The following is a 26797-nucleotide window of genomic DNA, read 5'->3' on the forward strand; positions in this document are numbered from 1 at the left end:
TTACTTCATAAAAAGCTCCTTTGTAATGATATAAATTCCCATGACTAAAACAAACCAACCAAAGGCAGGTTTCAGTTTATTGCCATCTATTTTTTTAGATAATGCTGTACCAATGAAAATTCCAAAAATTGCAAATCCAGAAATGGTAACTAGAAATTGCCAAACGATACTGTTTTCTCCACCTTCTCCAAAGAAACCAATCAATGATTTGGCAGCAATTATTACTAACGAAGTTCCAACGGCTTCTTTCATAGGAAGTTTACTTAAAATAACCAAAGCTGGAATAATTAGGAATCCACCTCCAGCTCCTACAAGCCCAGTTATAACGCCTACTAATGCTCCTTCAATAAGAATAATTGGGTAATTGAATTTTTGTTCCACAGGTTCGTCACAAGGCATTTTTTTTTCTTTTTTTATCATGCTGTATGATGCAATAATCATGATTACAGCAAAAAGTAACATTAAAAAAAGATCCTTAGTGAGGATAAAATCGCCTACCGAAAAAATTTCTTTAGGAATTTTAGGAACTATCAAAGCTCGTGTAGTAAAAACTGCAACAATAGATGGGATTCCAAAAACCACTGCTGTTTTTATGTTTACCAAACCTTTTTTGAAATACCCAAAACTACCCACGGCACTTGTTAAACCCACGATGAATAGGGAATAAGCTGTTGCAATAACGGGCTCAACAGCAAATAAATATACTAAAACGGGAACAGTAAGAATACTACCGCCGCCGCCAATGAGTCCTAATGCAACACCTATTAATATTGATGCAAAATATCCGAAATATTCCATAACTATAAATTTTATTATGCAAATATTATCCGTTTAAATTGCTGGTACAGTAACATTTATCACATAGCGAAATTTTTTTAATCAAAGTAAAAATGTTAAAGCCTTTAAAAGAACTGTTTGGTACTTATAATCAATTATTTAAGAAATTAGATTTAGTGATTTCTATTGCAAATTTTTACTTTTTCATATTTTGATTTTTTCTTTTTTTACTGATAAAAAAGGGACAGGTAACTTTAATTAGGAATACATTTTTAAATTAAAATTTGCGAAAGTTGAATTTAATTCCATGTGATCATATAAAAAGACTTTGAAACTAAAATAAGATTTTATTGTAAGGTCATTCTTTTTGCTATTTTTACCGCTTTTTTAAAGTTTGCATTATGAGTATGCACCTAATAATTTATTGTGGTAGAATATGGTTTCAAGGATAGTTTTTTTATTTCTAATTTTTTCATTTCGGGTAGGTTACGCACAAGATATTGATTCAAAAGGTAAAAAGGATCATCGTTTTATAGGGCTTGGTTTTTCTATGGGTAAAACATTGCCATCAATAAGTATTTTTCCCGAGACTGAAAATCAAAAAGGTATTGATTTAACTTTTGGAAAAACCACCTATCAAAATAAAACATGGGCTAAATTCCTGAATTATCCCAAAACTGGAATTGCAGTCACGTACGCCGATTTTGGTAATCTTAAGCAAGTAGGATACAGTGTTGCCGTTTTACCTTTTTTAGATTTTGGAGTATTTCAAAGTTTTACAAATAGAGTTCGTTTTCAAGTAGGACTTGGTACTTCCTATCACAGTGTGATTTATGATTAGGTTACAAATCCAGGGAATTATGGGGTTTCAACACCTATAACTTGGGCATTTAGGTCTTTTGTGTATTATGATGTAGCACAAACAAACCAAGTAGCTGTAAAACTTGGAGTAGGAGCAACGCATTTTTCTAATGGACATACTAGATTGCCTAATCATGGTTTGAATTCGGTTTTGGCCACGCTTAAAACCGAATTTAAGTATTCTAAAAAGGAGCATATTGACTCGAACAAAATTATAGATACTAGTCAGTCAATGACACAAAATTATATTTCTACCCGTTTTGGTCTAGGACAAAAAGTGTTGGCAAGAGGCTATAATTCTGTTAAAAACGTTTACACAGCATCATTTGCCATTGGAAAAATAAAAAATAAGACCTACAAATATGGTTTAGGTATATATTACCGTTTTTATGATGATTATTATGATTTTATAAAAAGTAATGATGAGTTGTCAAAGAATCAATTTGCATACTTAAAGGAAAATCCATTTCATAACGCAACCACTTTAGGAGTGTATGCTAATTTTGAAATTTTAATGAATCATTTTAGTGTCGAAACGGAATTGGGAGTCAATTTTTACAAACCCTCCTATAAATTAGATTGGTATTTAAACAACGGAAGCTCAAGTTCAGGGCAATATGTTGCCCAAGATTTTGGTGCTAAAGCCAAGATAAAACAAGTAATCTCATCACGATTGGGTTTTAGATATTATGCCTTTTCTTCTCAAAAATCCCCGCAACACAACGTTTTTCTTGCAGCCAATATAAATGCTAATCTTGGGCAGGCTGATTTCTCTGAACTTAGTTTAGGATATGTTTACTCTCCGAGGATTAAAGGGTAATACTCAACAAGAACATTATTAAAAAGTATTCTAAAAGAATTTTTAGCGATATTCTAAAAACTATTTGATTACTTTTTTGGTAACAAATATCAACTTTGAGAATACTTTCTAATTACTGATCATATTGCTAAAAGCTTGTATTGAATAAATATTCTATTGCTTAATTATTATGACTTTTATTAGTGTCAGTAAGTGGAAAATGTTGAAAAAAAGACAATAAAAAATCGTAAAAACCTTTTTATAAAGTATTTACGGATTTTTAAAGTGGAGTGAATGGGACTACAATCGAACACTTAATACCGATATTGACGTTTTTTGAGAGCTTAAAAATATGAGTTAATTGCTTTATTTTTTATCACTTGAATTTTTGGAAGCTTTGACGTTGGCATAATCAAGTGTCCAGACTTTTATTGTACCAATTTAAAACTGTATTTCACTATTAAAACCCATACTCTTTCTGGCTTTTTTGCTTTTGTGGATACCAGAAGAAAAGTGTTCAGTTTTCAGTGGGCGGTATGGCATTTACAAAAGTAAATGTTGGTACTTGCGATTTTGCTTTTGTGCCAGTTCTTATGTAAGTCTTTCTTCAATCAAATCTTTCCGATACTCTTTTTTATAAAAAGTTAGTGTTAAATGTAGAGCAATTTTTATTCGTGTGAAAAGAATTTTTTGTCAATTTATTTTTTAAAAATTATTAAACCTTTTTCAACCCCGTCAGATTCCACAAAAGAACTATTTTCTTGATCAAATTGTATGGTAAAATCCGTTTGATAATCAAGAATTTCAAATTGTGATCCGTCACCAGTAAGAGCTATGCCTAAACATTCTTTTAAGGCATCTATTTCCTGGTCACAAATCAATTCGTTGCCGGACAAAAATAAGGCGTAACTTTTTATTTCTCTACGTCTTTCGGTACTGAATGTTACTTTATAAATTTCTGCATCAAATAATGCCGAGGATGCTTTTCCATTCACAACAGTGAAAGAATTACTTAATCTATTGTATTTTTTATTCTTTTTATCTTAAATATTCGCTCTAATAAATAGGGAGTGTTTTTAGTTGTTGATTTCAATTTCATGGGTTATGTTATTCGCTAGAATTCGGTAAAAAAAATGGCAATAGTTTAATCTCGAGTTATTTATTGTGAAAAATATTTATGAAGTTAATTTGTCTTTCTTGGGTAGAAAGCGGAATTAGGATAGAAGGCATAGGAATCGATAAGGTTATCTTTTCTCCACTATTTCTTTTATTTGATGATCTTTAAAAGTAAATTCAGTATGTGTTTTTATCTTTTTCATAAATGAATAAAACAACTGTTTTTTTTACAGTTGTTTTATTTATTTTGAAATTTGTATAAATTAGAACAGGTACTATTCTATTGTGAGGTGTTAGTCTATTTGTCTACGTGGTATTTAGGGTCAATTGTAACCAAAAGTCTTTTAAATAGTTGTATTAGACCATTTCTTATTGCTTTGAGTGTAAGAGTCATTGCATCAAAATTCTCTACCTCTTTTTTTGTTTTTATAGCAATAATATTGCTGATTATTGAAATGCCATCACTAACAATAAGTAAATCCATCACTATGGTTACAAACCATTTAAAGTTGTAATTGAGTCCTTTACTCATTAATGCCAAGGCTGTAGGTATTAGCAATACGGCTAACTTGGATACAAATCCTAAGACTAATTTTTTAAAACTAAATTGGTCATTTAATACTATGGTTTTGATTACTCCTAAAAAAGTATCCATTACCATTAAGTAAAACAATACTTTAACTATTCCCGTATCCATTTCCAAGTACATAAAAATCCCGTAAAGCAATAATTTTATCTCATTTAAATATTCTGAAATTTTTTGCACCATTGATTTTTTGATTAAGTAATCTTTTGGGATATATACCCCAAAAGATTACTATTAATTACTATTAACTACTGTTTATACAATTTCTTCTATAGGTTTTAAATTGTGCGCAACAATTCCCGAAATCACATAGCTATCTACAGATTCCACATCCAATAAAGCCACTTCTAGAGGTTCATCTTTAAATAAAATCGATTCAATAGGTTTTATTTTTCCAGTCTTATCAATTAACAACATATTTGGTGTTATATTTTTAACACATACCCACTGTACATTTTCGCCATCTTCGGTAACCAATAAAGGATGAAACGCTGTAGCTCTAACCGTAGTCGTGTCTGCCGCTTTAATTTCGTAATAATTAGGCTGTATACTTGTTATTTTGTTAACTACCGTAACCTCTACTTTTGTGGCTTCGCTTAACTTTCCACTCCAAGACATATAATCACCTTCAGACTCATCGACTTCGTTAGGAAAAGAGAAGCCTTGAAGCTGATCTCCAACCACCACATTCTTTAATTTTTTGGATTGACCTGACACCATGGTTACCAGAGATTCTACATCAAAACAAGACCCACCGTTTGAACCTGTAGTGACATCAACCTCATAAGTGAATTCAGAATAATTACCTATACTATTTTTAGCTCTTACTTTATAATAATAAGTAGTATTGTAAGCTCCGGTATCATAAAAATAGTTTTCAGAAACATCAGCTGTATATCTTAAACTAGATATACCTCCAGTTGTTCTTCTCCATACCTCAAAACTAACAACATTTTCATTTGCTAATGCAGCACCCCATTCAATGTATATCTGATTTATATCTTCCATAAACCCGTTTATATAATTTGGAACTGAGGGCTGAGTAAGATCAATAGTATTTGTTGTTACAGTTACGATATTACTATCAACTGATAGATTTCCAGCAGCATCTTTTGCTTTAACATAAAAAGTATATTCTGTACCAGGTGCTAAGCCATAAATAGTTCGGTTGAAAACATTACCTACTGAGATTGGCAAAATACCGTTTGCGTATACAATATAATCAGTAACACCAAATTCATCAGTTGCTCCTGACCAATTTAAAGATACACTTGTTGTACCAATGTTTGATGCCATTAAAGTTGGCGCTGTTGGTGCTGTTTTATCACTTAGACGTCCAGTATATTCTATAAATTGAACAACTCTATAAGGATTCAATAGCGAAAAGGGAGTCGCTGATCCAATCGCTCCACCATCAGTCCCTCCAGTAGGGAACGATGTTCTCAACATTTGGTAACCTTTATTATCCCCATCATTATCTCCAGTACCTACATTATTAGGTACAATCACAGTACCCCAATGTTCACTAAAATATATATCATTATAATCATGAGTATGACGTGGCATTTCATTTATTCTCAAATTCTTACCTACTCTACCACCCGTATTTCCTAATGTATCAAAAGGGAATACTACCATGCCATTACTGTCTCTATAATAAGTAACATTATTTCCTCTGTCTCCATCTAGCTCATCACTCATTTCGTCTAGAGTTGGATTAAAAAGTCCAACTGGCATTTTTCCTCTCAACGGCACATATTCTTCCCAACCTTCTGGAAATGGAGCGGGTTTACCCCAAATTGCCACCATCCCGATAGGCACGGCGATTGCTGGTTTGTTTTCTAAAGCCGTGATACGACTAAGTAAAGAGTCGATTAGTGTGTCGCTTTTTGTGACCTGATTTAATCCATCTATTACTAGCAAAGAACCTGTTGAATTAGATGAATTGATATTGTTTAAATATACTTTTCCTCCTACATAAGTATTGGTCCAATCTGGCCCATAATTTAAAGTAAGACTTGTGTGTGATTGGTCACTACTATCTACCAAAGCTCTTCCGGTAGAATCCGTTGGGTTAAGCAATCCTTTTCTTTGAGTCGATCCTAATCTAAAATCTGCTACTCTCACTTTTGCAAAACCACCTTCTTTTATATCTAATTTTGACAATTGATGAGTCCCAAGATCTAAATCTCCTTGCATGGCTTTTGACCCGTTAATCGGGAGATACGATTCGTTAATTAGATTTATATCTTCTTCAATCGTATTTATATTGGCTTGAATTGCATCAATGCTGGAATTTATCGCTCTTAGGATTTCATCGATTGTTTTGATATCTGTAACAGGCACCAAATTGCTTACATCATAATATTTGATCGTTTGCACGTCGCCACTTTTAGTAACCACAACCTCATCATTATATTTCTGCGAGCTATATTCAGCTTCATAATCATAATAGGCCGTTTGAGACGCGCTAGTTCCGTAGATTAAATTTACAGCTGTTCTGGTGGTTTTTAAATAAGGTTTTTGAGTTCCAATAGTAATAGGATACAAAATTCCTACGTTATTTCCTGGGTTTACGGGATCTTCCTGACGGATAACTACCCAGCCTTTTTGCTGACTTGTTGCATGAGCCAGAATATAATCGTTAGCGAGATCTATACTAAAATGTCTTTTTAAAGCCTCGTACAACTCAGATCTGTAAGCTGTTTGAAGTCTCTCTAATGTTTCTTGCTCTAGGGGAAATCCTCCCGAATTACTAAAATTTACTTGTTTCATTTTTATTGATTTAAATGTCTGTTGTTTTTTCTGTTTTTTTCTAAAACATCTGGTTAATATGAATAACTTTCATAACTCTTGCCCGCTAGTTTATAAAAATTAAGAAGACTGTGATACTTAATAGTGGCTACGTTTATAGCTTCTGTATGTATAGATTCGTCATTTTGGGGCTGAACAACAATACCGTCTTTATTTCCGATTAAAGTTTTTGGTATAAATACTCTAAAATTAGCGTAAGCAACGGACGTATAATCTTCGCGATGGGCTAGATAAATGGGTTGGTTATTTCTGTTGTTATAATCATCATGCTTAAATACTTTTAGTTGGGGAATTATTAACGTTCCGTTTGGTTCATAATACTCTTTGTGGAGATATAGATATTGTAAAGTAGGCTTGACAGACTCGTCAATATAAATTAATCCTATTTCTCGCTTCTCCTCAATACTTAAATTGGGATTATATTTTACATCTTGATTAAAGGCTTCGTTGAGTACTTTCTCAAGATAAATAACTTGACCTGTATGTTGCATTTTATACAACGTTTCCTCGTAAATGTTTCGAAGGGGAGTGAGTACAGCCTCAAGCCAATCAAAATGTGTTTTCTTTCTAAGAATTGGAGGAATGAGCCATAGCAATAGCTTTCCCCATTTTAAAACGGTGTAATTATTCATTGGTATATAAAATTTAGACTATTGTTTATCTCGGTAGAAGTTATAAGGAATGTAGTTTACATTAATTTTAAGTTGATCTAAATCGAAATATCCCGCTTGAGGAACGAAATATTCGATTGTTATTACATCTTCATCTTTAAGTTCCAATGGTTTATCACTAGGATTTGTTGCCCAGCCAGTTTTTACTTTAGTCAATATCGGAATTTTAACCCCTTGAGCTTTCTGAATAGCATCGACTAAAAAAGTTTTCACAAAAGCACCGTTAAACTCGATATTCTTTAAATGATTTTTAATAGCTTCTTCTACCGGTTTTGTTGAAGTGTCTAAAATTAAAGAACCATTGTCCTTATTAAAGTTATGGTTTACATTTGAGTCAGGATTTTTAACTAGGTTTTTATAAACTTCAATGTCTTTAGGATCAATGAGAATTGTCATTGGGTCCACATAAACAGTAAGATTCAGTTCTAATATATCTCCTGGACTTGAGATAATATGCACTTGGTTTCCAGCATCTTTAATCTTGGCGATATATTCCTTGAAAGCATATAGTTCGTTTGGTACATCGATTCTCGAAATTTTACCATTATTTTCAGTAGCTACTTTTATAAAAACAACCCCTACTTTATTACGAAAATAGTCCGAAAAAATTTCATCTACATCTTTATTAGGTTTAAGAACCGTTTCTAAATCTACTTCACTAACTGCACAATACTTAATGATTTTAGCCTTTTCAATTTCTTTATCATCAATAAATCCAGTAGTATCAAATTGATAAGAACCGTCTTTCCATTCAAGTTCTGCCCCATGAATGTAATTTAACGCCTGTTCTCTATACCAGTTTAAAGTGTGTGGTCTAGAAACCAAAGCATTTTTTTCGACTATTTTTTCGTGTACCCAAATTGCAGATGCCACAATGTTTACCCAAAGTCTCCAAATACTTGTTTTTGAAGAGCTTGTCAAGCCTTTTAAAGCCGATTGATTATCTTTCTCGTTCAGAATTTCATTCTGTATTTCAGCAATTGTACGTGCCATATTTTATTTTTTAGATATAGTTTAGCCTGTAAGACATATGTAATATGCTTATAGATAATTTTTTATGTTTTTTTTGTAAATACTACAGAGTTGTAGTTTTCTTTTAGAGACTTCTAAAAGTTGAGATTAAATTTTGATAAATGATTAATAAATGATAAAATCATCTTCTATAATCATATAATCAATGCCTGAGAATTTGTCTAGTAAAAATTCTTCTTCTTCGGTAAGAGCAGTTGCAGGTTTTAAATTTCTGGAATTGTAATATTCTACAATATCTTTTTTAAAGGCCTCTCTACCAATTTTTAAATCTTCGTAAACACAAAGATCATCTGTAATGTCAAACTTTTCATTGTCTTCTAGCAGGTCGAATACTTTTTCTATGCTTCCATATTCTTGCAAAGAAATGTCAAAAATGTTCTGGTTTTGTTGTGGTTTAATAGTTTCCATCGATTTTAATGTTTTGCAAATCGTTAACATCTAATGTTTTAATATAAAAGTTGTCATACGATAATTGTTTATCTATTTCGTTTTCTAGTCTTAGCCTAGAGGTTGCATCTGGGCTGTTAATGTATTTTTTAATTCCTACGCCAAGGATAGGAAACTCCTTGTAGCTTCCTTTTTGGCTTAGCAAAAGGTGTTCGATATTTTGCTGATCTGAATCTTTGATGGCAAAATCTCCATTAATAATTAATAAATCGTCTTCAATAATGAAATCTTTCATATGTTGTTGCTTTGTGGGTTAATATCACCTTTGAATTTGCGCGCCATATCCAAAAGATGCTGTTTTATTTGATACTGTAAAAATATGCCATGCTTTACCCTTAACCAAGATTTTGAAGACTTGTAATCAGTAGTTTCAGCAGGTTGTGCATTACAACAAAAAACTATTAATCAATAAATTATGATGCTTTATTTTTATTTAGAATTAAATTATTACGTTCTAGGAATAATCACGTCCATAATTACTTTTAAAATGATTTTTACTATGTTTTTTTTAATAGTGTTCAGTCTTATTTTTGACAACCCATTGGCCTGAAGTGTTTTTAAAACAACTATATCCAACTGACTTTTTAACAACCATTCTAATTCTTCTTTGGTTATATCTCCAGTAGAAAAAAGAATCATCCAGCGTTCTAATTTACTCTTAGAAATCTCAAAAAAAGTATCAAAATCTTTTTCTAGCTGTGACTTAATATCTTCATAACTATTGAAGAAAACTACTTTTAATTCCTCCTTAATGTTTTCAATTACTTTGTCGTTATTCATGGCTTATGTATTGAGGTTGATTAGATCTAGCAAGGCCTCTTTAGATTCTTTGTCTTTTTTTACTTCATATTGAATGAGTAAATCGAAAGCTTCTAAAATTTGTTTTTTAAATTCCTCTAAAAATGATTTTGACACAATACCATTTACTTCCCATCGTTTAAAAAATCCAGCCAAAAGATTTTTTTCATTATCGGTCAACATTTTCCACATGGCAAAAGTGATGTCATTGTTGGGTTTATTCTTCTCATATTCTATCAATTTTTCTATGTCTAGGAATAAATTTTCAACCTCTTCTTTATGAACAACATAAGGAGTAGCTCCTTTATTTATTAGTCTATTGGTGGCCACTTTTAACTCTATGGTTTTTTCGTAAGAGTATTGATCAAAAAGAGCCGTTCTGGTAAGGCTGCAAGAGGAAAAGATCAAAGAAAAAAGGATTAAAAAGGCAAAGTGTTTTAGTTTTAAATGTTTCATTTGTTTATTTATATAAGATTACATAGTTTTTTTTGTCTCGTTTTAGCTTGCTTAGTACTTTCCAATCGCTGTATCCTTTTTTATCAAAATGCGGAAGATCCTTAAAAGTTTTCCAGTCGCCGCCCCAGTTCCAGTTGTATTTGGCGAAAATTTTCACACATTCATGCCAGTCCGAAATCTGGTCATTGTCCCAGTCTTTTGCCGTATCCCATGAGGCTACTTTCCCGTCTATAATTAAACAAATGTCAACGGCAAAACCATAGTTGTGAATCGATTGTCCGCCTTTGGCATTGGTGACTTTTTTTCCCGGTTTTGTTCTACCAAAAGCATAAAGATCCTCTTGTTCCTGAAAAGTTCTAAGACCTTGTGTAATGCGCACTTTTGCTCTTCCTGTTAAAGCAAGATTGCATTCCTCGATAATTTTAGTAACTTCTTCCCTAACCGAAGGATGAAGTAAATCAATGTGTTTTTTTGTTGTTTGATCCATATTTGTATATAATAATGATTTTAGATTTTGAGAATAAAAGGCCTTTCCCGATGGTTCGAAAACAATCACGGTGTAAATGAAAGGCGGTAAGGTGATGTTGCTTTAGAGGTATTTATGACTGCAATAACTCTTGAAAAATGTTCTTTTTTGGATTGCAATAGCCGTTTTTAAGAACACTGTAAAAATACATCGAAATAGCGTGTGTAAAAAATAATATGGCTTTGCAAAACAGTAGTTTCAGTAGAAGATTTTTTTCTTTTTATGATTTTATATTGTGGCTTAAAATCTAGATCAATAACAAAAAAACACCCGTTTTTCTAGAGGAGAAAAACGGGTGTTTAATGGGGTGAAATTATATTGATAAAAATAGTCTATTCTTTAGATTCAACTATTTTTTTCCATTCTTCTAAATCTGTTAATGAAATTTTTGGTTCTACAATTATAAATTTTAAAAAAAATTATTCAATAATAAAATCTGTATCAGTTTCAGTTATTTTTATATCTCTATTTATTGGTGAGCTTTTTTCAATTTTCCCAATTAATTCAGAGAAACTATTCGCAACTTTTTTCAAGTTTTTTAAATTTTTATTAAAAACATCAGAGTTTTCATGATTCCAAAAATATATTGATCCATTATCAATAAATAATAAATAGTCATTTCCTACTCCATCTGTAGCAATAGGTATCGTTTTTTCTGGAAAAATTAAAAACGATAAACGATCTTTAATTGATGCATGGTCATATTTATTAGCATTATAAAATCCATAATATAAACTTATACTATAAGTTTTTTTTCTATTGTAAAATAAATCGAAATCATTATTTGGTAACCCTCCATTATATTTCAATAAAAACTCTTTATAGACCCTGGGTATTATACCTATTTCATTTTCTATTTTATCAATAAATTTTATAATACTCTCATTTTTCTCTTTAAATTCAAAATGTTTAATTTTATTTACTATAAAATATTTTTAATATTTTATCATAATGATTCTCTTTAAAATCATTCCAATTTTCACCCATATTCTCGTAGATAATAATCAAACCTAGTAATCTTAATGGATCAGAAGCAATAAATTCATTTTCATCACTATAAACTTTCCAATCAAAATTTTCTTCATAATCAACGATTGAAATTTTAAAACCTTTATTTTGTATCACTTCAATCGCTGGGTTGTACGTATTCATTGCGTCTTTTAAAATCATCTTTTTTTATAAATTTTAAGTAAAAAAAGCGATATTATTTATCTATTATCTAATTTTTATTCATCGATAAACAAACCATCTAAAAATTCTTGAAATGTATTGGTTATCAATGTCATGTTTTCATAATATGGTTGTGGCGTGTCATCATCAGCTTCAAATTCCATTTCCCACATATAAACTTTTCCTGTATATTCTCCTTTTACTCCTAAGCAAATTTGATCACCTGTTAAACTACTTGCTATTGTAATAAAATTAGAAGGTATCCTCGATTTACCAAAATCATAAACATTATTCTTAAATAAATCGTATTCATTGTTTTCAATATTACCATAAAAAGTATCTATTGCTACAAAATCATAAACTTCCTCATCTAAATTTTCTTTATCTTCATAATATAAATCAGGGCAACCTTTACCAATTACAAAGGAAGTATTATCTATTTTTAAAAAAATATTTTTAAAAAAAACTTTATAAGTTTCAGGCAAGACAATTTGAAGCTCGTTCTCTAACTTTTCTAAATATTTATCATTCATTGTTTATTATTTTAATGTTGATCTTCCTCCATGGTGCTTAATAATTTTATGTAAATCAAAAGGCACTAGCTGGAGTTCAGTTGTATTTTCTATATGATGCCAGCTACATTCTTTGGGTTCTATCCATGTTGGGTTTTCAGATTTAAATTTTTTGATAGCTTCATTAATGTCTTTTTTACTTCCTGCTTTGCCTACATTTAAATTACCTAATTTAACTTGTATCTTTTTTCCTTTAAATTTTAAAACATAAGGAGAGAAATCCTGAAAATCTTAATCAGTAAATTAGAAACCTCATATGTGCATATACAATATTAATAAAAAGACACGATTTTTATTTTGAATATGCCAACAAATGAAGCTCATCTAAAAACACTATTTTATTTTATAAATAACATTAATTATCTCAGATAAAATTCTTTTAATTTTATTAATCTCAATTTTTATATCAATTATATCATCTGGTAAAAAATAATTCCATTTTTTTATATAAAGAATATCATTTTCAATATACCCAATCAAAACATTTTGATCCATAAATTCTGAGTTGAAAGGCAATAAACATTTGAAAAAAATATCATTAAATATATTAGATTCGACATCGTCCCAATCACATTCAGCTTGCTTTGATCTAAAATGTATAAATTCTTTTATAATTTGATGATTTTCTTTATTCCAAAAAGTTTTATCAATAAAATTATCTATGTTACATAAAAAAGTTTCAAAATTTGAACAAAGTATTCCTAAATCCCCTTCCACATCTGAGTCTGACAAAGAGATATTATTTATGAAAAATTTGAAATTGGCTAATAAACTTGCTTTGTTAATTATCAAAATTTCCGCATACGTTAAATCATCGATTGCAATTTCTATCTTACTCATAATTATTTATTTTTTATTTTGTCTAAATATAGTTTATATATGTAATTCAGAATGGCAAAAAATGATAAATAAGTTTACAAAAAAACACCCAATTTCCTATTGAGAAAATTGGGTGTTATTCTATTTTTTGAAAAAAAATTATTCTTCTTTTCGTTCAAAGTCGTTGATATCTAAACCATCCATAGTACTACGACCATTGATGATGATTTCACGACCTGCGTATTCTTTTGCATAGCCTAACTCATTATAATTTCTTGAACCTAATTCGTAATAAGGAGTCATTTCCAAATCGATAAGGTTATGCTCCTCAAACAATTTTTTAGATTTTTCAGATATCATAAAATAGGGTGCCATATAGACCCAGTCTAACTCTTGATTGATGTACATACTTTTATCTCTAACGAAAATGTCTGAAGGGATTTTTTCATCTATCTCCTCTTCTGTTTTAAATGTTCCTATTTCATAATGATGTACTTGTTTTAATTTCAAATCAAGTCCATAAAAGCTAGATTTACTAACATCTGTATAAGGAATCATACTACTATCAATTTGTAATATAAAATAGGTTAATTCTTTTCCTTTATCTATAGTTAACATAATAGGATAAAAACGATGCTTTGGCAGGTTTAGATGTTCTAATACCTCTTTCATTTTTGGGGATACTGTATAAAAATCTAAATTATAACCTCCAGTTTCATTATTTATGATATTAGGACCATTATAAAAATCAGTCCCTATATACTTTAAATTAGGGTTTTTTCTATCATTGTGATCTAATGCTATTCTGAATTTTAATGTTTTAATCGATTCTGAAAAATCTTCATCTTCACGATAAGAAATACCATAATAACTTTTTACTCTTTCAGGATATAATGCTTGAATCATACTCTGGTAAGTTCCATATTTTGCTTTTAATGCATATAGTTTCATCGGTTTGTAAATATTAAATCGTTTATCTTTTTACTATCATCTATAACTTGCTTTATAATGTCGTTCCGAGTTTTATTAATATGCTGTAAGAGATTTTCCTCAAATAGAACTTGACTAAATTTTTTATTTCTATCCAAACTCGACTTTTTGATTTCTAAAATTTCAAGTTTGCTTATGTCATTATAATCAGGATGATTACCGTGTCCCCCTAAATTTTTAAATTCTTTTGAGTATTTATGTATCGGTATCCCGTTGTCTAGACCGTTAAAATCAAATTTGTCTTTGTTGTTTTTTACAAATATATGTAATTCTCTTAAATCAGGATCCAACAATAATTCTTTAGGAACTATATGATGTGCTTCGAAGGTCATTTCTCGCATTTTTCCATTGTAATAAAGCGCATATTTCCCTTCAAAAAGTTGCTGTATTTGTGATTCGTTAAATTGTGTTACGTCTAATTTGTTCCCAGACACGTCATAAATATCAAGCTTTTTGAATCGTTCAATATAAGCTGAAACTACGGATTTGTTAAAGACTTTTTCTAAAGCTCCTTTACCAAGTATTACTCGATGACGGATATTAGCGTTTTGGGTATAAACCTCAGCAGCATTTACAGCTATTTCGTCTCCTTTTTCTAGAATGTTTTGTAATGCTTTTTCAGTTTTTTTACTAGCATATTTATTCGCATAATTTTCAATTTTTTCACGAACTGTTTTAGGATTAGCCGCTTTTTTTATGCTTTGTAGCATTTTTTTAGTTTCTGCGAAACCTGCATCATCACTGATTTTTTTTATGTTATCCAAAAATTTTGACAATTCCTCTCTTGTCGCTGAAAACAATTGCTGTCCGTTATACATTACTTCAAAATAACCTCCTGATATAGCTAATTGTCGGCTTAGGTCTAAGTTGTCAATATCTGCTCGTATTGCAATTCCTAATCTCTTTAATAAATCAAGTACTTCGTCATTAAGTTTGAAAAGTTTTATTAATTGAAAACGGCTAAGGATTACTAATTTTTTTAATGCTTTTACAATTTTATTTCTGGCTTTTTTTCTAACTTGTCTTCCCCTTCTACCAAAAGCATCAATCTCTCGTCGTAATTCATTGGCTACAATACGTTTGTTAGATTCATACAATACATTACCCGCTTTATCTTTGAGTACTTTTTGAATTAGGTTTCTTTGCGATTTAGGAATAGCGTCGATGGCTTTGTGTACTAATTTAGCTATTTTAGGAAATTTAGCTAATAAAGCAGCTCCTTTGGTAGTAGCGGCTAAGTATACAGTTGCTCCAGCTGTTACTATAGCTAATACAATATTAAAAACAACAACAGCAATTAATTCTCCAATTAAATAAGCTTGTAGTCTTGGGTTACCGCTGTTAAATTTTTTCCAAAAAGTATTCCAGTTTCTACCTATTGCGTCAGTTATTCCGTTTAAGAATTTTTTCAAACCCTCTAATCCACCTTCCCAAATTTTGACCACAAAATCCCATATGCTTTTAAATAAACTACCTGTTAAAATCCCTTTAAGTAAATCCAATAATCCAACTACTAAGTCTTTTGTTTGGCTGTACAAACCATATATAAATCCTTCATAAAACCCTTGGTGGGCACGAGCCATTTCTATTATGAAATTTTCAATTGCAGAACGTTGACTTAAAGTACCTTTTTTCTTTTGTAAATTAATGTACTCATTGGTAGGTATTCGCACTATATATCCACTTGTAAGTTGCAATTCATCATACAAAACTCTTGCTTTATGAAAATTAGGGTCAGCAAAGGCTTTAGCGGCTATGTCTAATTTATCAATTGTAGAGGCATCTCGTTGTTTCAATACTACACCATGCCTATGCTTACTCTGTTTGTTTAATAAATAAAATGCTTCTGCTAATGTTCTTCTATCATCGCCCGTTTTATGTTTATAATTAGGATATAAACGATTTGCAATGTTTATTTCAAAAGTATAGTTTGGTTTCACTAACAAAAAAGTGCGCGTATACTTATCCAGTACTTCGTCATAAGGTACAAGTGCAATATGTTTTTTTTCAATATAGCCATATTGACCATCTAATGTTTTTATTTTGTACCAACCTTTATTATCTAAATCTTCATGCACTATAGTTACAAAGTCCCTCTTTTTATAAATAGTGGCATAGCGTCCTTTTTTTGCTTTGTACTGAGCGTCATATGGAGAAGGTGTGGCATGCAAACGAATACCATTTTCTGCTATTACAAATCCTCTTTCGTAAATTGGTTTTAGATTTGCCTGTTTTTTTACCGCAGCTTTAGGTTTTGCTTTTAGTTGTGATTTTGTTGGCACACTAACTTTTGGTTTGCTTATAACCTCTGATGTGCTAAGTTTAGGTTGATTATTTTCGGGAGCGCTGCCATATTCGGATGCAATAAATTGATTCCATTCGGCGGCGGCTTTTCCTTCTTCCACTTGCATACGCACCACATGAAGCATGAATTGCCTAAATCGAGCCATTTCGCTTTCGCTGGTGTCTTTTAAAACTAAGTTATGTGTTTGACGAATCATTGGATAGGTATATTATAATGGGTAATTATAGAGCGCAAAAGAGGGTGCTAATAGTAGAACATAGCTTATTATTTTTTATAGTATCTAAAACAAAAACTCCGAGCGTTATTACAAAATCTCTATTGTAACAGGTTTGGGTTGGATATGGTCTGAAAATGCTGTGGTGATATTAAGGCGTAAATCGTCTTCTTGCTCTATTTTGCCATCGCCTCCCAAATAACAGTTTTTGAAAAGCACTTCGAGCGCTTTGAATTCATCCATTTTGGAGGCTTGCAGCACCGCAGAACGAATGCTCATATCTGGTTTTCTGAAATAAGCAAATAGTGGTGTTTCATCATCATCTGCAATGGTAAGTTTAACTACTTTTTTATGCTTGTATTTCCATTGATTGAATTGCGCCTGAGTAATGTTTCCGTCAAGAATATCGGTTTTTTTTGAGGGTACTGTTTCCATGTTGAAACTTAATTATTGGTTGTATGATTGAGTTCTTATTGTCTGAGTTGAAAGGGTCTTTTGCTTTTTATTTTGATGGTTTAATCAAAATAGCCATACCAGCTGTTGTTTATTGACACAGGTATCGATGTCATTGTTATAGTAACTAATTGACTTTTGGATCGTTTATGTCAATTACTTCATTAAAAAAGAGGCTGCTTGAGTTATTCGTTTTGAGTTAAACAATCTCAACACAGCCTCTTGAGGAAGATTCCTAATCTAAAACGGACGAATAAAGAGTCTGTAAAATGGTTTGCATGCAAAAGTTATATTCCTGTTGAATTCGTTTTGCGTTATGCGATTGAATGTTTGGTTTCTCTTTTAAGTCGGTTTTTAGCAATAGAAAAGGGCATTGTAATTTTAGCAATTAATCAGGATGATTAGTTCCACTCAATATGAGAGCAAATCAAATCAAAAGAAACCGCAATTTTGGTATCGCCTTGGCTAATTCCTCTGCTGTTTGAGTTGAACTCACAGTTTCTTACAGTATGTGTAATTACTTCGTTACTATCATCAAGGTAACTTACGATGATACTGAAAGGGTTTACATCTTGCAATCTTTGTCCTTTTGGCAAAGCCGCCAAAATAGCTTCTACTTCGTAGTTGTATAAAGTAATTGAAGCTTTTGCTTCATACTTCCCTCTACCTCTGTGTACTGGCATGTCTCCAGCTCCATAATGGTTTTCTTTAGATACTGAGTCACTATAGTTTACAGCAGTGATACCAGTAACGATATTGCCTGCAATACTTACTTCAATTGATGACCAGCTGTGTTGTTGTCCGTTAATTAATGGTAATTTATTCATATGTAGCGTTTATTTGTTTTTTTATCCTGATAACGTTCAGGAGCTATACTCTTTTATTTATTTGTTTTTTATCACAATCCAATTAGAAGGGTAGTGGTTGTGATTTTTTTATTGTTGGTGAATTATAACGAATTCAATACATTATGCTTTGTCGATTCCGAAAGGATTTTTGAATCCTAAATCAACCATAATTTTACGAGCTGTACCAATTGGGGTGATTTCTGCTTTCACTTTTAATTCTGATGTTGCCAAAATGTTTTGTTTTGGATCTACATATACATCAAAATCTGAAACTTCCTGGTTCGCCACCATTCCTTCTAAAGCAGATCTACATAAGCCTTCAAAGCTTTTTGAAACGGATTGAGGTAATTTTCCATCAATATCTACCAAAACTGGAGAAGCTAATTTTGGTAATAAAGCAGTACGCAATAAACGAGTTGCTTTATTTATTGTACGGTTGTTCTCTACATAAGCAAAGTCTGATGTACCCACAGTACAAGTGTGGCTGTCGTTAAAATAAATACCTGGCAATCCTGTGTGGGTTCTTGCAAAAATGAATCTCTTTTCGTTTAGCCCGTTTAAAGTTCCTAACGTTTTAATTTCTTTTCCGCCTACAAAACCAGCTTTGGAAAAACCCTCGCCAGTAAGATTGAATTTTTCGATCCAAGCGATGTTCTCAGATACTTTTGCTTTAGAGATAGCCCCTAATGCTAATCCTACTGCTGCTGTATTTATGTAAACCTCTTTGAAAGTGAATTCAAACCCCTCTTTATCGTCATTATTACTGTTATCGATTTTCTGCACCTTGTAAATATTATAAGAATTTTCTACTGGCACTAATTTCTCGTTATAAGCTAAAGTATAGAGTTTGTCATTCTCTGCTGTACTACCTTTCATAAACAATTTTTGCTCAAAAGCTTTCTCAACATCAATGGCAATTACAACAGATACATTTTCTGCGTTCAATTCAGATAGATTCATAGCAGTATCAGGATCAAACCCTTTTCCCTCTAAAATTACCTCAAAAGGCATGTAATCTTTGTAACCAAGGGCTGCTTGTGTTTGTGCTTTTAAAACAGCAGCTTTTGTGTCAGCAAATGTAGCTTCTCCAGAAAAAATAATTGCCAATTGGCGAATATTCCCGTTGGCCTGTTCCTGCATAGCCATTGCTTTATCAACAATGTCTTCATAAGAAGTTGCCGCTGTTCTCATAATGTACAAGTCTCCAGAAGGATTCATCCTGAAAAATTGTTGAATTTGATAGTAAGCCGATTGCCCGTTTACATCGTAATCAGCAGTAATTCCTAAGGCTTCTGCATCTTCTAATGAAGCCAAACGCTCTACTTTTTCAAAAAGTAATTTTGAAGTTGGAACTCCGTCAAAAAGTAATCCTGAAACCATGTCTTGATCTGGTGTTCTTCTCCCTAATCCGCCTGATAGTTTGTTAATCACAACATCATTTAATGTACTCATAATATAAATTGTTTTAATTGTTTAAATTTTACTTTTGCGTTAAAAAGAGGCAAAAGATGGACTGTAAAAAGTTTAAAAACTTTTTATTTTTAATGATTTTAATTTTAAAAAGGTATTTGTAATCTGGAATCCAAAAAGTAGTTTACTATTTTTGGAAAGCTTTCAAAAAACAGTTTTTAAATTGAATTTTACTCTTGGCCAAGAGATAAACTTGCTTTTGATATCAAGTACAAATTTAAAGTTCAAACTTGCTTTTTCCAATTCTATTGACTTTGAAAACCAGTAGTTTCAGTGTTTTAGGCTCTGGCTTATGTAGCGAGCCCTTCGTTTATAATGGTATAAATTGTACGCTCTGTGAGAAACAAGCTATCCGAAAGCTCAGATACGACAACTTTCATTTGTTTTGCTTGATTTATATTCAAATAATTGATTACATATTCTCTTCTTTTGTTTAATAGTGTTCTACTTCTTTTCATGTTTGGGGTTTAAAAAAGGGTATTAGGTTAAATAAATTTTAGATTCGGTCGTTGTCGTTTGTATATGTGTTGTCTGCTCTTAATTTAATAGCGCTAAGATTTTAAGTAGTAGTTGCTGAAGCTGTGTCTAAATCTACAGTTCCTTCAATTTGATTTGGGTTGATTCCAATTATCCCTGAGTTTAAGTCGTAGCCAAGTGCCTCTAGCGCTTCATTACTCAATCCATTATTGAAAAGGATGTATTTCTTTTTCAAGATATTTTCGACCAATGTTGTTTTATAGGTCATTTCCCAAATAAAATAGTCGTTTTTAGCCCAATACACTTCTTCATTGTTCCATTGCTTTTCTTTTACCTTAAACGTTGAATTAGTGTCTAAATAGGCATTACTACTACTAGTGGTCAATATCGCTTTATCTATGCGATGGGCGATTTCGAATACATTTTCATAGCTTGTTGAAGAAAGGGTACCAACTGGTAGCACTACATAAATACAAAAAGACACATCTGCTTTATAGTTTTTTTCAGAAGATGTTTCCCAAGCAACAGTGTCATATTTGAACATTACGATTGGACTTGTAACTGCTGTTTTAAAAACTGCATCACTGTAAAGATGCACTATTGGCGCATTAGAAGAAAACTCCGTTTCGATAGTGCTCTTTTTTTCGTTATAAAATTCTTTTAAAATCATATGATGGATTATTTTTTTTACAAATATACAACATATGTTTTATTAATTACAACATATTACGTTAAATAATGCAGTGATTTCAGTAATATGATTCAATAATTTTATATTGAAGTTACAGTAACACAATAAGAAAGGAGCTACAAACATACTGAAAACCAGTTAATTTAGAATAAAATAAACAAATAAAAACTATTTTTTGCTTTATATTATCTAACTTTGCAACATATAGCTGAATCCCTTAAAGAAAAACAAAACATATTACATAAAAAGTATTCATACTATGGAAATACATACTAAGATAAAACATATTATAGACGAGCTTAAATTAAACAATAACTCATTTGCCAAAGTAATAGGGGTAACTAGCACCACAATAGATAGTATTACCATTGGCCGATTGCAAGCCGATGGTGAAAGAAAAAGAACCAAACCAGGATTTGACTTGCTTCAAAGTATAATTACTCATTGTAATGTAAATCCCGACTACCTTTTTAAAAATAGTGATGAAATTTTCGTCAATAAAACAAACAATCAAATTAGTTTGAACATTCCAAAGATTATCACGGTAGATGCTCACGGTGAAGAAAACATCAATTTTGTTGGAGTAAAGGCTCGTGCTGGTTATTTAGACGGTTATGCTGACCCAGAATACATGGAAACACTTCCTTCATTTAGCATGCCTATGTTAAAAAACGGTACCTATAGATGCTTTGAAATAAAAGGAAACTCAATGTCGACTACAATTCATGATGGGGATTACCTTTTTGGAAAATACGTCGACAACTTTGATGATATCCTTGACGGCAGAATTTATGTTGTAATAAGTAAAAATGACGGTGTCGTAGTAAAAAGAGTTTTAAACAGAATCAGAGAAAGTGGCAAATTAATTCTAAAATCCGACAATAGAGACGGAAACTACCCCATGTATTCTATTTATGCCGAGGATATTCTAGAGATTTGGTACGCCAGCATGTATGCCTCTAAGCAGATGCCAGATCCTATTAACATCTATGAAAAACTTCATGCCCTAGAAAGTAAAGTTTATGAAATGGAAGAGGCTTTAAAGAAAAAACTGAATTAAAATTCTAAAAGTTGAGGTTCATTTTCAAATAAAAAAATCCCTCTTACTGTTTTGATGGTAAGAAGGATTTTCAACACTAACTAAAATTATTTAAGAAATAGATCCCGTTCCTGTTCCGGTTTGGGCTGATGCAGATCCAGTTGTCGTAACTGTTGTGGTTACGGTTCCTGATTTGACGAATGCTTCAATAGCTGATGCTAATTTTTCAGCTATGTTGTCTTTAGACGAAGCATTGTCAGTTTTTTTGTATTCCTCGTTTAAAAGAGATTTTATTGCCCCTTCTAAACCTGATTTATTTAAAGCCATAATTTTACTATTTTAATAATTCTGTTAATTTTCCTTTTATGTCATTAAGCTGAATTGAATTTATTGGAGGTCCAGATGGTCCAACTGGTGTGGTCACTGTTATTCTAACTATTTCATCGATCAGTTCTTCTAGTTTAGATTTTAAACTTTTTCCACCTACATCTATTTTAAATTTGTCATCCATTTCAAAAGTCAAACTTCCTTTTTTAAACGAAGTCATAGCATCTGAAATTATAGCTTCAAATCCATTTTTTATGCTGATTTTTGACTCTTTATCTTTTAAATTGAAAATTGTATTGCCTTTGTTTAGATTTACTTCTGTATGTAATTCGTCAAACGTTATTCTTTGCTTTTCATTACTGTCTTTATCCAAAAATTGCATTTCAGCATTTGCATTTTCTCCGCAAGAAAGTGTAAACTTTAAACGCTCTTTAACATCTTCGCCATTAATAGTATTTATAACGGTTTGCTGTTGATTTCCATTAAAACTGTTTTTAGAAATTTCTTTTCCCTTTTCATTATAAAAAGAGGTGGTAATATTTGAATCCTCTTTACCACTAAACTCTAGTTGTGCAATTTTTTTATATGTAGGTGCCGAGGTTGATGAAGAATCATTGCCTTCTTTTTCTTTGAATACAATCTGGAATTTATCCACTTCTGTATCAATTTCCAAATAATGGTTTTCATTATCCTTGAAACGAATAAAAATGCGTTCTACTTCCGAAAACTGAGAAATAAACGCTCTTGTTTCTACTCCATCAATAATAGAAGCCAACACCCAACTATCCTTTTTGGGAATGGTAATAATTCCTTGTTCTAAGTCCAGAATAGAAGCTTTCAAACGTACGTTTTTAATGATGGCACCATCGGCTCTCATAATGTTTACAGTATAAGCGTCTTCTGGATTATGGAGCGATTCTGTTTCTGTATTTATTTCAATGACTTTTGCCGCAAAGGTTTCAACAAGTTGATTCTTGCTAGCGACATCTTTTATTAGATCTTTTATATTTCCCATTTTGTATTTTTAAACTGTTTCTACTCTTCGTCCTATGTAAATCTTTTGCCTATAACCGTTTTCACCATAACTTCGCTCAACTTTTTCCACCTGAAAGGTGCCGTTTTTTTCTTTATCCTTAGCGTTTTCCAGAATCACTTTGTCTGTAGGCCTTACAAAGGGTTCTCCAAAAGTTGAAAAATAACCTTCAAATCCATTTGGTTTAGACTGCATGGCTCTCAAGGCACCATATTGATACAATTCTGAAGCAGCTTCCGTTGTTGCTTTTTTGAAAGCTTCAATGTCTTTTGGCAAGTCTTCATTATCATTATGTAGGACATGAGTTTTTATTAATTGCCCATTCGGATCACCTAATTCGATATAAACTGGAGTGTTTGAATTCTTAAAGTATTTTTCTACTCGTACACGGGTATTTTTTGTAGATTCATTCACTACTGTTAATTGATCCTCTATAATATTGTAACGAAATTTAAAACGCACTTCACCCGAGAAGACATCAGAATCGGATCGAGTCATTTTACTCAATTGAGATTTTAAAAGACTTAGTCCTTGGTTAATTAACTTTTTTACAATGGCACCTGCTAGCGGGCTTTTTATAAAATTCCGATCTATAAAACTCGTTAGTTCTTTAGCTGTATGTTGTTGCGGATTATTGGTAATTGTAAGTACTGGCCCTGAAGCTTCGGTTTTAAAATAAGTATATATGCCTTTATCTTTCAACATTTCGAAAACCTGAGCCAAGCTTTGATCTCTGTTAATCATAACATTCCCAAATTCTTCGTCAAGCGCATTTACTTTAAAAGGTAATTTTAGTTCTTTTATCCTTTTTTCAAAGAATATTTTGGGATTAAAACTTTCAACATTTGTTGTTGGATTTGTTGACACTACATTGTACATATCATTCTTATCCTGAACATCATTATCTTTTACTGCTTTTACTTTCTTAAAAGCATACATCACGTCTTCACAAGATATTCTAACATTTACATCCGTTTGTACTCCTGTGACATACCCTCTGAAAGCTGGTTTGTAATCGTCATCATATCCTAAAAAGATTTCGATGAAACTTTCGAGTTTAAAAAAATCATGGATTGTTTTTTGCGCACCACTTGCATTTGCAAATAAACTCTGGTCAAATCCTTTGGTGTCAGTATATACTTTTTGAGGCATTACAATAGTAGCAGTATCTGTAAGCGTTTTATAAGAACTGCTTATCTCGACATTTTTTACATATGTAAATTCATAAAATTTAGGGGTTGGAATGAGTCTGATGGTTTCGTAAACTCTAATTTTAGCATTTAGTTTAAGCATTGTCTCTAATTATTAGCTCTACCGTTTCGTCTGATGTGGCACTGGCAGTAAATTTTTGAATATTTTTTGTTCCAGCAATAGATGGGATAGAGTAGGAGTCTATTACTAGTTCATAAATGCCAAATCGGTTTAAGATGGCATGAGTTACTCTTAATGAATAGGGAGCATTTAAGAATTGTTTCAGTAAGAAAAGTTTTTCTTTTGGGTACTCATCGCCCGTTTCATTGGCAATTAATCCCTCTATCGAAATACTAAAATCGCCATTTGATATATGCTCTTTGATTGTTGAATCTCGCCCTTCTATACTCTCTTTTTTTATGTTTTTTGAGCGATTTAAATTAACCGTAACAGCATCTACTCGCAAACTTGGTAGATTAATATCGCTTTTTACCAAAGGCTCAAATACTAAAGGAGCAAAAACCCTCAGGTTAAATTCCCCTCCTGTTTTATCTATAATAAAATCTTTCGATTCTGATTCGTTATAATTGATCCCAGCGTATTCGATGTCCTTGGTATCTAAAATTTCGTTTACATTAAAATTGAATTTCATATTTTTTTATTTTTAATTTGAAAATGTTTTAGCAAAGGCCGTTATGAATGTGTTTTCTAGTTTTGTCTCCTTGTGTTTTTGTAACCACAGCGCCTCTTCTAGTAATTTGTAAAACTCATCCATAGCTAATTGATAGGGATCTATCTTAAAAGCATATCTGATTAGCGCTGCCGATTTCTTAAATTCATCCTTCTGAGGTGTAAAATCAATGGCAAATTCACTATCTTTTTTTATCATGGATACAATAGAATTCCCTGCCGAAAGCATGAATTCATCATCATAGATCTCTTTATCCAATACACATTCTTGAAACAAAAACAATATCGCTTCATGCGGATTGTCTTTGTATTTATCTTGATAGTTTAAAAATGTAGTGAACGATGGTTTTCTGCAATAAACGTTTGTTAATTGATCCTCAGAAGTAAGTTTTAATATACTACCGTATTTTTCTTTTAGTTTTTCTATTGTTTCGTTTGGCATTTTTTTAGGCTTTACTTGTTTTGTGTTTTTACAATGATCAAAAATTAGGCTTTTGAAATTATCTCTTAGTTGTGCTATTTCATAGTATAAATTGACTGTCTCTTTTTCACAGACTTTAGCATTTCTGCACTCTGATACTTTGCGAGTTCAGCTTCACGCAAAGCCACAAAGACGCAAAGTATATTTTCAATACCTTGAATATTGGGATGAGTTACGGATAGTTCAATTAAATTATGACTGTCCACTAAGCAGACGAACAATTCAAAACAGATGGGAGAGATTTTTACTCGTTTTTATATAAAAATTTGTTTTTTTTAACCATTTAAAATCTATGTTGTTCGGGTTCTATTCTCAAAACCGGAATAAATGGGCGATGGTCAACTTTTAAATCGCACTATCTCTACTTTCTCTTTTTATGACTTCGGCCAAATCTTCATTTTTTTCGGATGTAGTTAAAGGCGTAATCGTAAAACTCTCTATAAAAATGTTTCCTTCTAAAGGCTGTCCCAAAGGATTTTTAAAGTTGCTCATGTCTGGTGTTTTAGGTGTTTCGCCTAAGTCTCTTGGTGTAATATCCATGATTATTTACTATTTAGTTATTGATTAAGATTAGTATGGGAGACCTCTAAAATTGAGGTGATAATTCTCTAAAATCTTCTGAGAACGAATAGCACTATCATGTCTGTTTTTAAGTAGTAATAGTGGCTATTGGAGGGTGTAAAAATATTGCAGAAAACCATAAAAAAAGAAAAACAAGACGCCTGTTTTCAGTAGTTTCAGTAAAACAAAAACCTTCACAAAATCTTGTAGAACAACAAAATACGCTAACAAAAAGTAATCATAAAAACTATTAACCATAAGGGTTGTGATTACTACTATTTTTCTAATTAAACAATATCTGTTTTTAAATAAAAATGCGCCAAAGCCTACAAGAGAACTAAATGCTCTGATAGCCTTTGACGCAATAGTATGAGTGATAAATCAGCATCTGTGTTGGCTTTGAAAAACTCTTAACGCGAACCTCAACTTATTTTATTTACATAAGTTTTCAATGCAATATTGAGGCTATTATTAGGTTTAACCAACATTGAAAGCAAGCTTAACCGATTCGCTGTTTAACAGCTGCTTTGTGCCTTCTATATTGTTCTTTTCTTTTTTTGAACTTTACCTTTATCAAGGATTT

Annotated in this window: 30 protein-coding genes and 2 pseudogenes; 3 read left to right on the forward strand and 29 right to left on the reverse strand. The window is 31.6% G+C overall.

Annotation, left to right across the window (positions count from 1 at the left end; genetic code table 11):
* On the reverse strand, positions 1 to 798 hold the full coding sequence (locus tag IQ05_RS13155) for a sulfite exporter TauE/SafE family protein (protein WP_144893688.1): 798 nt from the start codon (positions 796 to 798) through the stop codon (positions 1 to 3).
* A gap of 415 nt (positions 799 to 1213) precedes the next feature.
* On the opposite strand from IQ05_RS13155, the gene IQ05_RS13160 reads away from it, so the two are divergent.
* A complete protein-coding gene (locus tag IQ05_RS13160; protein ID WP_144893690.1) occupies positions 1214 to 1618 on the forward strand; it encodes a hypothetical protein in 405 nt (134 codons plus the stop codon).
* Between the two features lie 15 nt (positions 1619 to 1633).
* Positions 1634 to 2458: pseudogene (locus IQ05_RS13165) on the forward strand (acyloxyacyl hydrolase); the annotation flags it as partial.
* 677 nt (positions 2459 to 3135) lie between these two features.
* Here the strand turns inward: IQ05_RS13165 and IQ05_RS13170 are convergent.
* From IQ05_RS13170 to IQ05_RS13270, 22 genes and pseudogenes are all read right to left on the reverse strand, one after another.
* Positions 3136 to 3432 carry a hypothetical protein gene (locus IQ05_RS13170; RefSeq protein ID WP_144893694.1) on the reverse strand — a complete coding sequence of 99 codons (297 nt, stop codon included), beginning with the start codon at positions 3430 to 3432 and terminating at the stop codon, positions 3136 to 3138.
* A 419-nt stretch (positions 3433 to 3851) separates the two neighbouring features.
* Positions 3852 to 4322 (reverse strand): phage holin family protein, encoded by a 471-nt coding sequence (locus IQ05_RS13175; protein ID WP_144893695.1) that lies wholly within the window; start codon positions 4320 to 4322, stop codon positions 3852 to 3854.
* A 72-nt stretch (positions 4323 to 4394) separates the two neighbouring features.
* Positions 4395 to 6914 carry a fibronectin type III domain-containing protein gene (locus IQ05_RS13180; RefSeq protein WP_144893697.1) on the reverse strand — a complete coding sequence of 840 codons (2520 nt, stop codon included), beginning with the start codon at positions 6912 to 6914 and terminating at the stop codon, positions 4395 to 4397.
* 53 nt (positions 6915 to 6967) lie between these two features.
* Positions 6968 to 7585, reverse strand: coding sequence for a hypothetical protein (locus tag IQ05_RS13185; RefSeq protein WP_144893699.1), 618 nt, complete (start codon positions 7583 to 7585; stop codon positions 6968 to 6970).
* Between the two features lie 18 nt (positions 7586 to 7603).
* On the reverse strand, positions 7604 to 8617 hold the full coding sequence (locus IQ05_RS13190) for a hypothetical protein (protein WP_144893701.1): 1014 nt from the start codon (positions 8615 to 8617) through the stop codon (positions 7604 to 7606).
* Positions 8618 to 8761: 144 nt separating this feature from the next.
* Entirely contained in the window at positions 8762 to 9064 is a 303-nt protein-coding gene (locus tag IQ05_RS13195) for a hypothetical protein (protein ID WP_144893703.1), read from the reverse strand.
* Positions 9051 to 9338, reverse strand: a complete 288-nt coding sequence (locus tag IQ05_RS13200) for a hypothetical protein (RefSeq protein ID WP_144893705.1) — start codon at positions 9336 to 9338, stop codon at positions 9051 to 9053. Before IQ05_RS13200 ends, IQ05_RS13195 begins: the two co-directional genes overlap by 14 nt.
* A 212-nt stretch (positions 9339 to 9550) precedes the next feature.
* The gene (locus IQ05_RS13205) at positions 9551 to 9883 is read right to left on the reverse strand and encodes a hypothetical protein (RefSeq protein WP_144893707.1); all 333 of its coding nucleotides are present in this window, start codon (positions 9881 to 9883) and stop codon (positions 9551 to 9553) included.
* A gap of 3 nt (positions 9884 to 9886) precedes the next feature.
* Positions 9887 to 10357, reverse strand: coding sequence for a hypothetical protein (locus IQ05_RS13210; RefSeq protein ID WP_144893709.1), 471 nt, complete (start codon positions 10355 to 10357; stop codon positions 9887 to 9889).
* 4 nt (positions 10358 to 10361) lie between these two features.
* Positions 10362 to 10844: a M15 family metallopeptidase gene (locus IQ05_RS13215; protein WP_144893711.1), complete on the reverse strand. Its 483-nt coding sequence runs from the start codon at positions 10842 to 10844 to the stop codon at positions 10362 to 10364.
* A gap of 458 nt (positions 10845 to 11302) precedes the next feature.
* On the reverse strand, positions 11303 to 11809 hold the full coding sequence (locus IQ05_RS13220; RefSeq protein ID WP_144893713.1) for an SMI1/KNR4 family protein: 507 nt from the start codon (positions 11807 to 11809) through the stop codon (positions 11303 to 11305).
* A complete protein-coding gene (locus tag IQ05_RS13225) occupies positions 11799 to 12053 on the reverse strand; it encodes a hypothetical protein (RefSeq protein WP_208653370.1) in 255 nt (84 codons plus the stop codon). Before IQ05_RS13225 ends, IQ05_RS13220 begins: the two co-directional genes overlap by 11 nt.
* Positions 12054 to 12109: 56 nt before the next feature.
* A complete protein-coding gene (locus tag IQ05_RS13230) occupies positions 12110 to 12586 on the reverse strand; it encodes an SMI1/KNR4 family protein (protein ID WP_144893717.1) in 477 nt (158 codons plus the stop codon).
* Positions 12587 to 12592: 6 nt separating this feature from the next.
* Positions 12593 to 12835 (reverse strand): annotated as a pseudogene (locus IQ05_RS15610) (HNH endonuclease); the annotation flags it as partial.
* A gap of 123 nt (positions 12836 to 12958) precedes the next feature.
* Complete coding sequence (locus tag IQ05_RS13240) at positions 12959 to 13465, reverse strand: hypothetical protein (RefSeq protein WP_144893719.1); 507 nt, start codon at positions 13463 to 13465, stop codon at positions 12959 to 12961.
* A 138-nt stretch (positions 13466 to 13603) separates the two neighbouring features.
* Positions 13604 to 14395 carry a hypothetical protein gene (locus tag IQ05_RS13245; protein ID WP_144893721.1) on the reverse strand — a complete coding sequence of 264 codons (792 nt, stop codon included), beginning with the start codon at positions 14393 to 14395 and terminating at the stop codon, positions 13604 to 13606.
* Positions 14392 to 16935, reverse strand: a complete 2544-nt coding sequence (locus tag IQ05_RS13250; RefSeq protein WP_144893723.1) for an AHH domain-containing protein — start codon at positions 16933 to 16935, stop codon at positions 14392 to 14394. Before IQ05_RS13250 ends, IQ05_RS13245 begins: the two co-directional genes overlap by 4 nt.
* A 108-nt stretch (positions 16936 to 17043) precedes the next feature.
* On the reverse strand, positions 17044 to 17388 hold the full coding sequence (locus tag IQ05_RS13255) for a hypothetical protein (RefSeq protein WP_144893725.1): 345 nt from the start codon (positions 17386 to 17388) through the stop codon (positions 17044 to 17046).
* 419 nt (positions 17389 to 17807) lie between these two features.
* Positions 17808 to 18233: a hypothetical protein gene (locus tag IQ05_RS13260; protein ID WP_144893727.1), complete on the reverse strand. Its 426-nt coding sequence runs from the start codon at positions 18231 to 18233 to the stop codon at positions 17808 to 17810.
* 141 nt (positions 18234 to 18374) lie between these two features.
* Entirely contained in the window at positions 18375 to 19706 is a 1332-nt protein-coding gene (locus IQ05_RS13265; RefSeq protein ID WP_144893729.1) for a DUF2586 domain-containing protein, read from the reverse strand.
* A 308-nt stretch (positions 19707 to 20014) separates the two neighbouring features.
* Positions 20015 to 20182 carry a hypothetical protein gene (locus tag IQ05_RS15375; protein ID WP_158634593.1) on the reverse strand — a complete coding sequence of 56 codons (168 nt, stop codon included), beginning with the start codon at positions 20180 to 20182 and terminating at the stop codon, positions 20015 to 20017.
* Between the two features lie 101 nt (positions 20183 to 20283).
* Positions 20284 to 20871: a hypothetical protein gene (locus IQ05_RS13270; RefSeq protein WP_144893731.1), complete on the reverse strand. Its 588-nt coding sequence runs from the start codon at positions 20869 to 20871 to the stop codon at positions 20284 to 20286.
* A 280-nt stretch (positions 20872 to 21151) separates the two neighbouring features.
* Here IQ05_RS13270 and IQ05_RS13275 point away from each other — a divergent pair, with 280 nt between their 5' ends.
* Entirely contained in the window at positions 21152 to 21952 is an 801-nt protein-coding gene (locus tag IQ05_RS13275; protein WP_144893733.1) for a S24 family peptidase, read from the forward strand.
* 90 nt (positions 21953 to 22042) lie between these two features.
* On the opposite strand, the gene IQ05_RS13280 is transcribed toward IQ05_RS13275, so the two are convergent.
* The 6 genes from IQ05_RS13280 to IQ05_RS13305 form a co-directional block, all read right to left on the reverse strand.
* Positions 22043 to 22258, reverse strand: coding sequence for a hypothetical protein (locus tag IQ05_RS13280; protein WP_144893735.1), 216 nt, complete (start codon positions 22256 to 22258; stop codon positions 22043 to 22045).
* 7 nt (positions 22259 to 22265) lie between these two features.
* A complete protein-coding gene (locus IQ05_RS13285; protein WP_144893737.1) occupies positions 22266 to 23273 on the reverse strand; it encodes a hypothetical protein in 1008 nt (335 codons plus the stop codon).
* A gap of 9 nt (positions 23274 to 23282) precedes the next feature.
* The gene (locus IQ05_RS13290) at positions 23283 to 24584 is read right to left on the reverse strand and encodes a hypothetical protein (protein WP_144893739.1); all 1302 of its coding nucleotides are present in this window, start codon (positions 24582 to 24584) and stop codon (positions 23283 to 23285) included.
* Complete coding sequence (locus IQ05_RS13295) at positions 24577 to 25134, reverse strand: DUF6046 domain-containing protein (RefSeq protein WP_144893741.1); 558 nt, start codon at positions 25132 to 25134, stop codon at positions 24577 to 24579. Before IQ05_RS13295 ends, IQ05_RS13290 begins: the two co-directional genes overlap by 8 nt.
* Positions 25135 to 25146: 12 nt before the next feature.
* A complete protein-coding gene (locus tag IQ05_RS13300; RefSeq protein ID WP_144893743.1) occupies positions 25147 to 25614 on the reverse strand; it encodes a hypothetical protein in 468 nt (155 codons plus the stop codon).
* Positions 25615 to 25998: 384 nt separating this feature from the next.
* Positions 25999 to 26193, reverse strand: a complete 195-nt coding sequence (locus tag IQ05_RS13305) for a hypothetical protein (protein WP_144893745.1) — start codon at positions 26191 to 26193, stop codon at positions 25999 to 26001.
* Positions 26194 to 26797: the final 604 nt, after the last annotated feature.

This window comes from Flavobacterium tiangeerense, from assembly GCF_007830355.1.
GTDB classification, from domain to species: Bacteria; Bacteroidota; Bacteroidia; order Flavobacteriales; family Flavobacteriaceae; genus Flavobacterium; species Flavobacterium tiangeerense.

Coding starts and splice junctions, on each gene's coding strand:
- IQ05_RS13240 (WP_144893719.1), bottom strand. CDS start 13,465: ATGAGTAAGATAGAAATTGCAATCGATGATTTAACGTATGCGGAAATT.
- IQ05_RS13305 (WP_144893745.1), bottom strand. CDS start 26,193: ATGGATATTACACCAAGAGACTTAGGCGAAACACCTAAAACACCAGAC.
- IQ05_RS13285 (WP_144893737.1), bottom strand. CDS start 23,273: ATGGGAAATATAAAAGATCTAATAAAAGATGTCGCTAGCAAGAATCAA.
- IQ05_RS13230 (WP_144893717.1), bottom strand. CDS start 12,586: ATGAATGATAAATATTTAGAAAAGTTAGAGAACGAGCTTCAAATTGTC.
- IQ05_RS13250 (WP_144893723.1), bottom strand. CDS start 16,935: ATGATTCGTCAAACACATAACTTAGTTTTAAAAGACACCAGCGAAAGC.
- IQ05_RS13255 (WP_144893725.1), bottom strand. CDS start 17,388: ATGGAAACAGTACCCTCAAAAAAAACCGATATTCTTGACGGAAACATT.
- IQ05_RS13210 (WP_144893709.1), bottom strand. CDS start 10,357: ATGAAACATTTAAAACTAAAACACTTTGCCTTTTTAATCCTTTTTTCT.
- IQ05_RS13300 (WP_144893743.1), bottom strand. CDS start 25,614: ATGCCAAACGAAACAATAGAAAAACTAAAAGAAAAATACGGTAGTATA.
- IQ05_RS13205 (WP_144893707.1), bottom strand. CDS start 9,883: ATGAATAACGACAAAGTAATTGAAAACATTAAGGAGGAATTAAAAGTA.
- IQ05_RS13295 (WP_144893741.1), bottom strand. CDS start 25,134: ATGAAATTCAATTTTAATGTAAACGAAATTTTAGATACCAAGGACATC.
- IQ05_RS13270 (WP_144893731.1), bottom strand. CDS start 20,871: ATGATTTTAAAAGAATTTTATAACGAAAAAAAGAGCACTATCGAAACG.
- IQ05_RS13245 (WP_144893721.1), bottom strand. CDS start 14,395: ATGAAACTATATGCATTAAAAGCAAAATATGGAACTTACCAGAGTATG.
- IQ05_RS13185 (WP_144893699.1), bottom strand. CDS start 7,585: ATGAATAATTACACCGTTTTAAAATGGGGAAAGCTATTGCTATGGCTC.
- IQ05_RS13155 (WP_144893688.1), bottom strand. CDS start 798: ATGGAATATTTCGGATATTTTGCATCAATATTAATAGGTGTTGCATTA.
- IQ05_RS13225 (WP_208653370.1), bottom strand. CDS start 12,053: ATGATTTTAAAAGACGCAATGAATACGTACAACCCAGCGATTGAAGTG.
- IQ05_RS13200 (WP_144893705.1), bottom strand. CDS start 9,338: ATGAAAGATTTCATTATTGAAGACGATTTATTAATTATTAATGGAGAT.
- IQ05_RS13265 (WP_144893729.1), bottom strand. CDS start 19,706: ATGAGTACATTAAATGATGTTGTGATTAACAAACTATCAGGCGGATTA.
- IQ05_RS13280 (WP_144893735.1), bottom strand. CDS start 22,258: ATGGCTTTAAATAAATCAGGTTTAGAAGGGGCAATAAAATCTCTTTTA.
- IQ05_RS13190 (WP_144893701.1), bottom strand. CDS start 8,617: ATGGCACGTACAATTGCTGAAATACAGAATGAAATTCTGAACGAGAAA.
- IQ05_RS13195 (WP_144893703.1), bottom strand. CDS start 9,064: ATGGAAACTATTAAACCACAACAAAACCAGAACATTTTTGACATTTCT.
- IQ05_RS13260 (WP_144893727.1), bottom strand. CDS start 18,233: ATGAATAAATTACCATTAATTAACGGACAACAACACAGCTGGTCATCA.
- IQ05_RS13275 (WP_144893733.1), top strand. CDS start 21,152: ATGGAAATACATACTAAGATAAAACATATTATAGACGAGCTTAAATTA.
- IQ05_RS13290 (WP_144893739.1), bottom strand. CDS start 24,584: ATGCTTAAACTAAATGCTAAAATTAGAGTTTACGAAACCATCAGACTC.
- IQ05_RS13215 (WP_144893711.1), bottom strand. CDS start 10,844: ATGGATCAAACAACAAAAAAACACATTGATTTACTTCATCCTTCGGTT.
- IQ05_RS13175 (WP_144893695.1), bottom strand. CDS start 4,322: ATGGTGCAAAAAATTTCAGAATATTTAAATGAGATAAAATTATTGCTT.
- IQ05_RS15375 (WP_158634593.1), bottom strand. CDS start 20,182: ATGAAAAGAAGTAGAACACTATTAAACAAAAGAAGAGAATATGTAATC.
- IQ05_RS13160 (WP_144893690.1), top strand. CDS start 1,214: ATGGTTTCAAGGATAGTTTTTTTATTTCTAATTTTTTCATTTCGGGTA.
- IQ05_RS13180 (WP_144893697.1), bottom strand. CDS start 6,914: ATGAAACAAGTAAATTTTAGTAATTCGGGAGGATTTCCCCTAGAGCAA.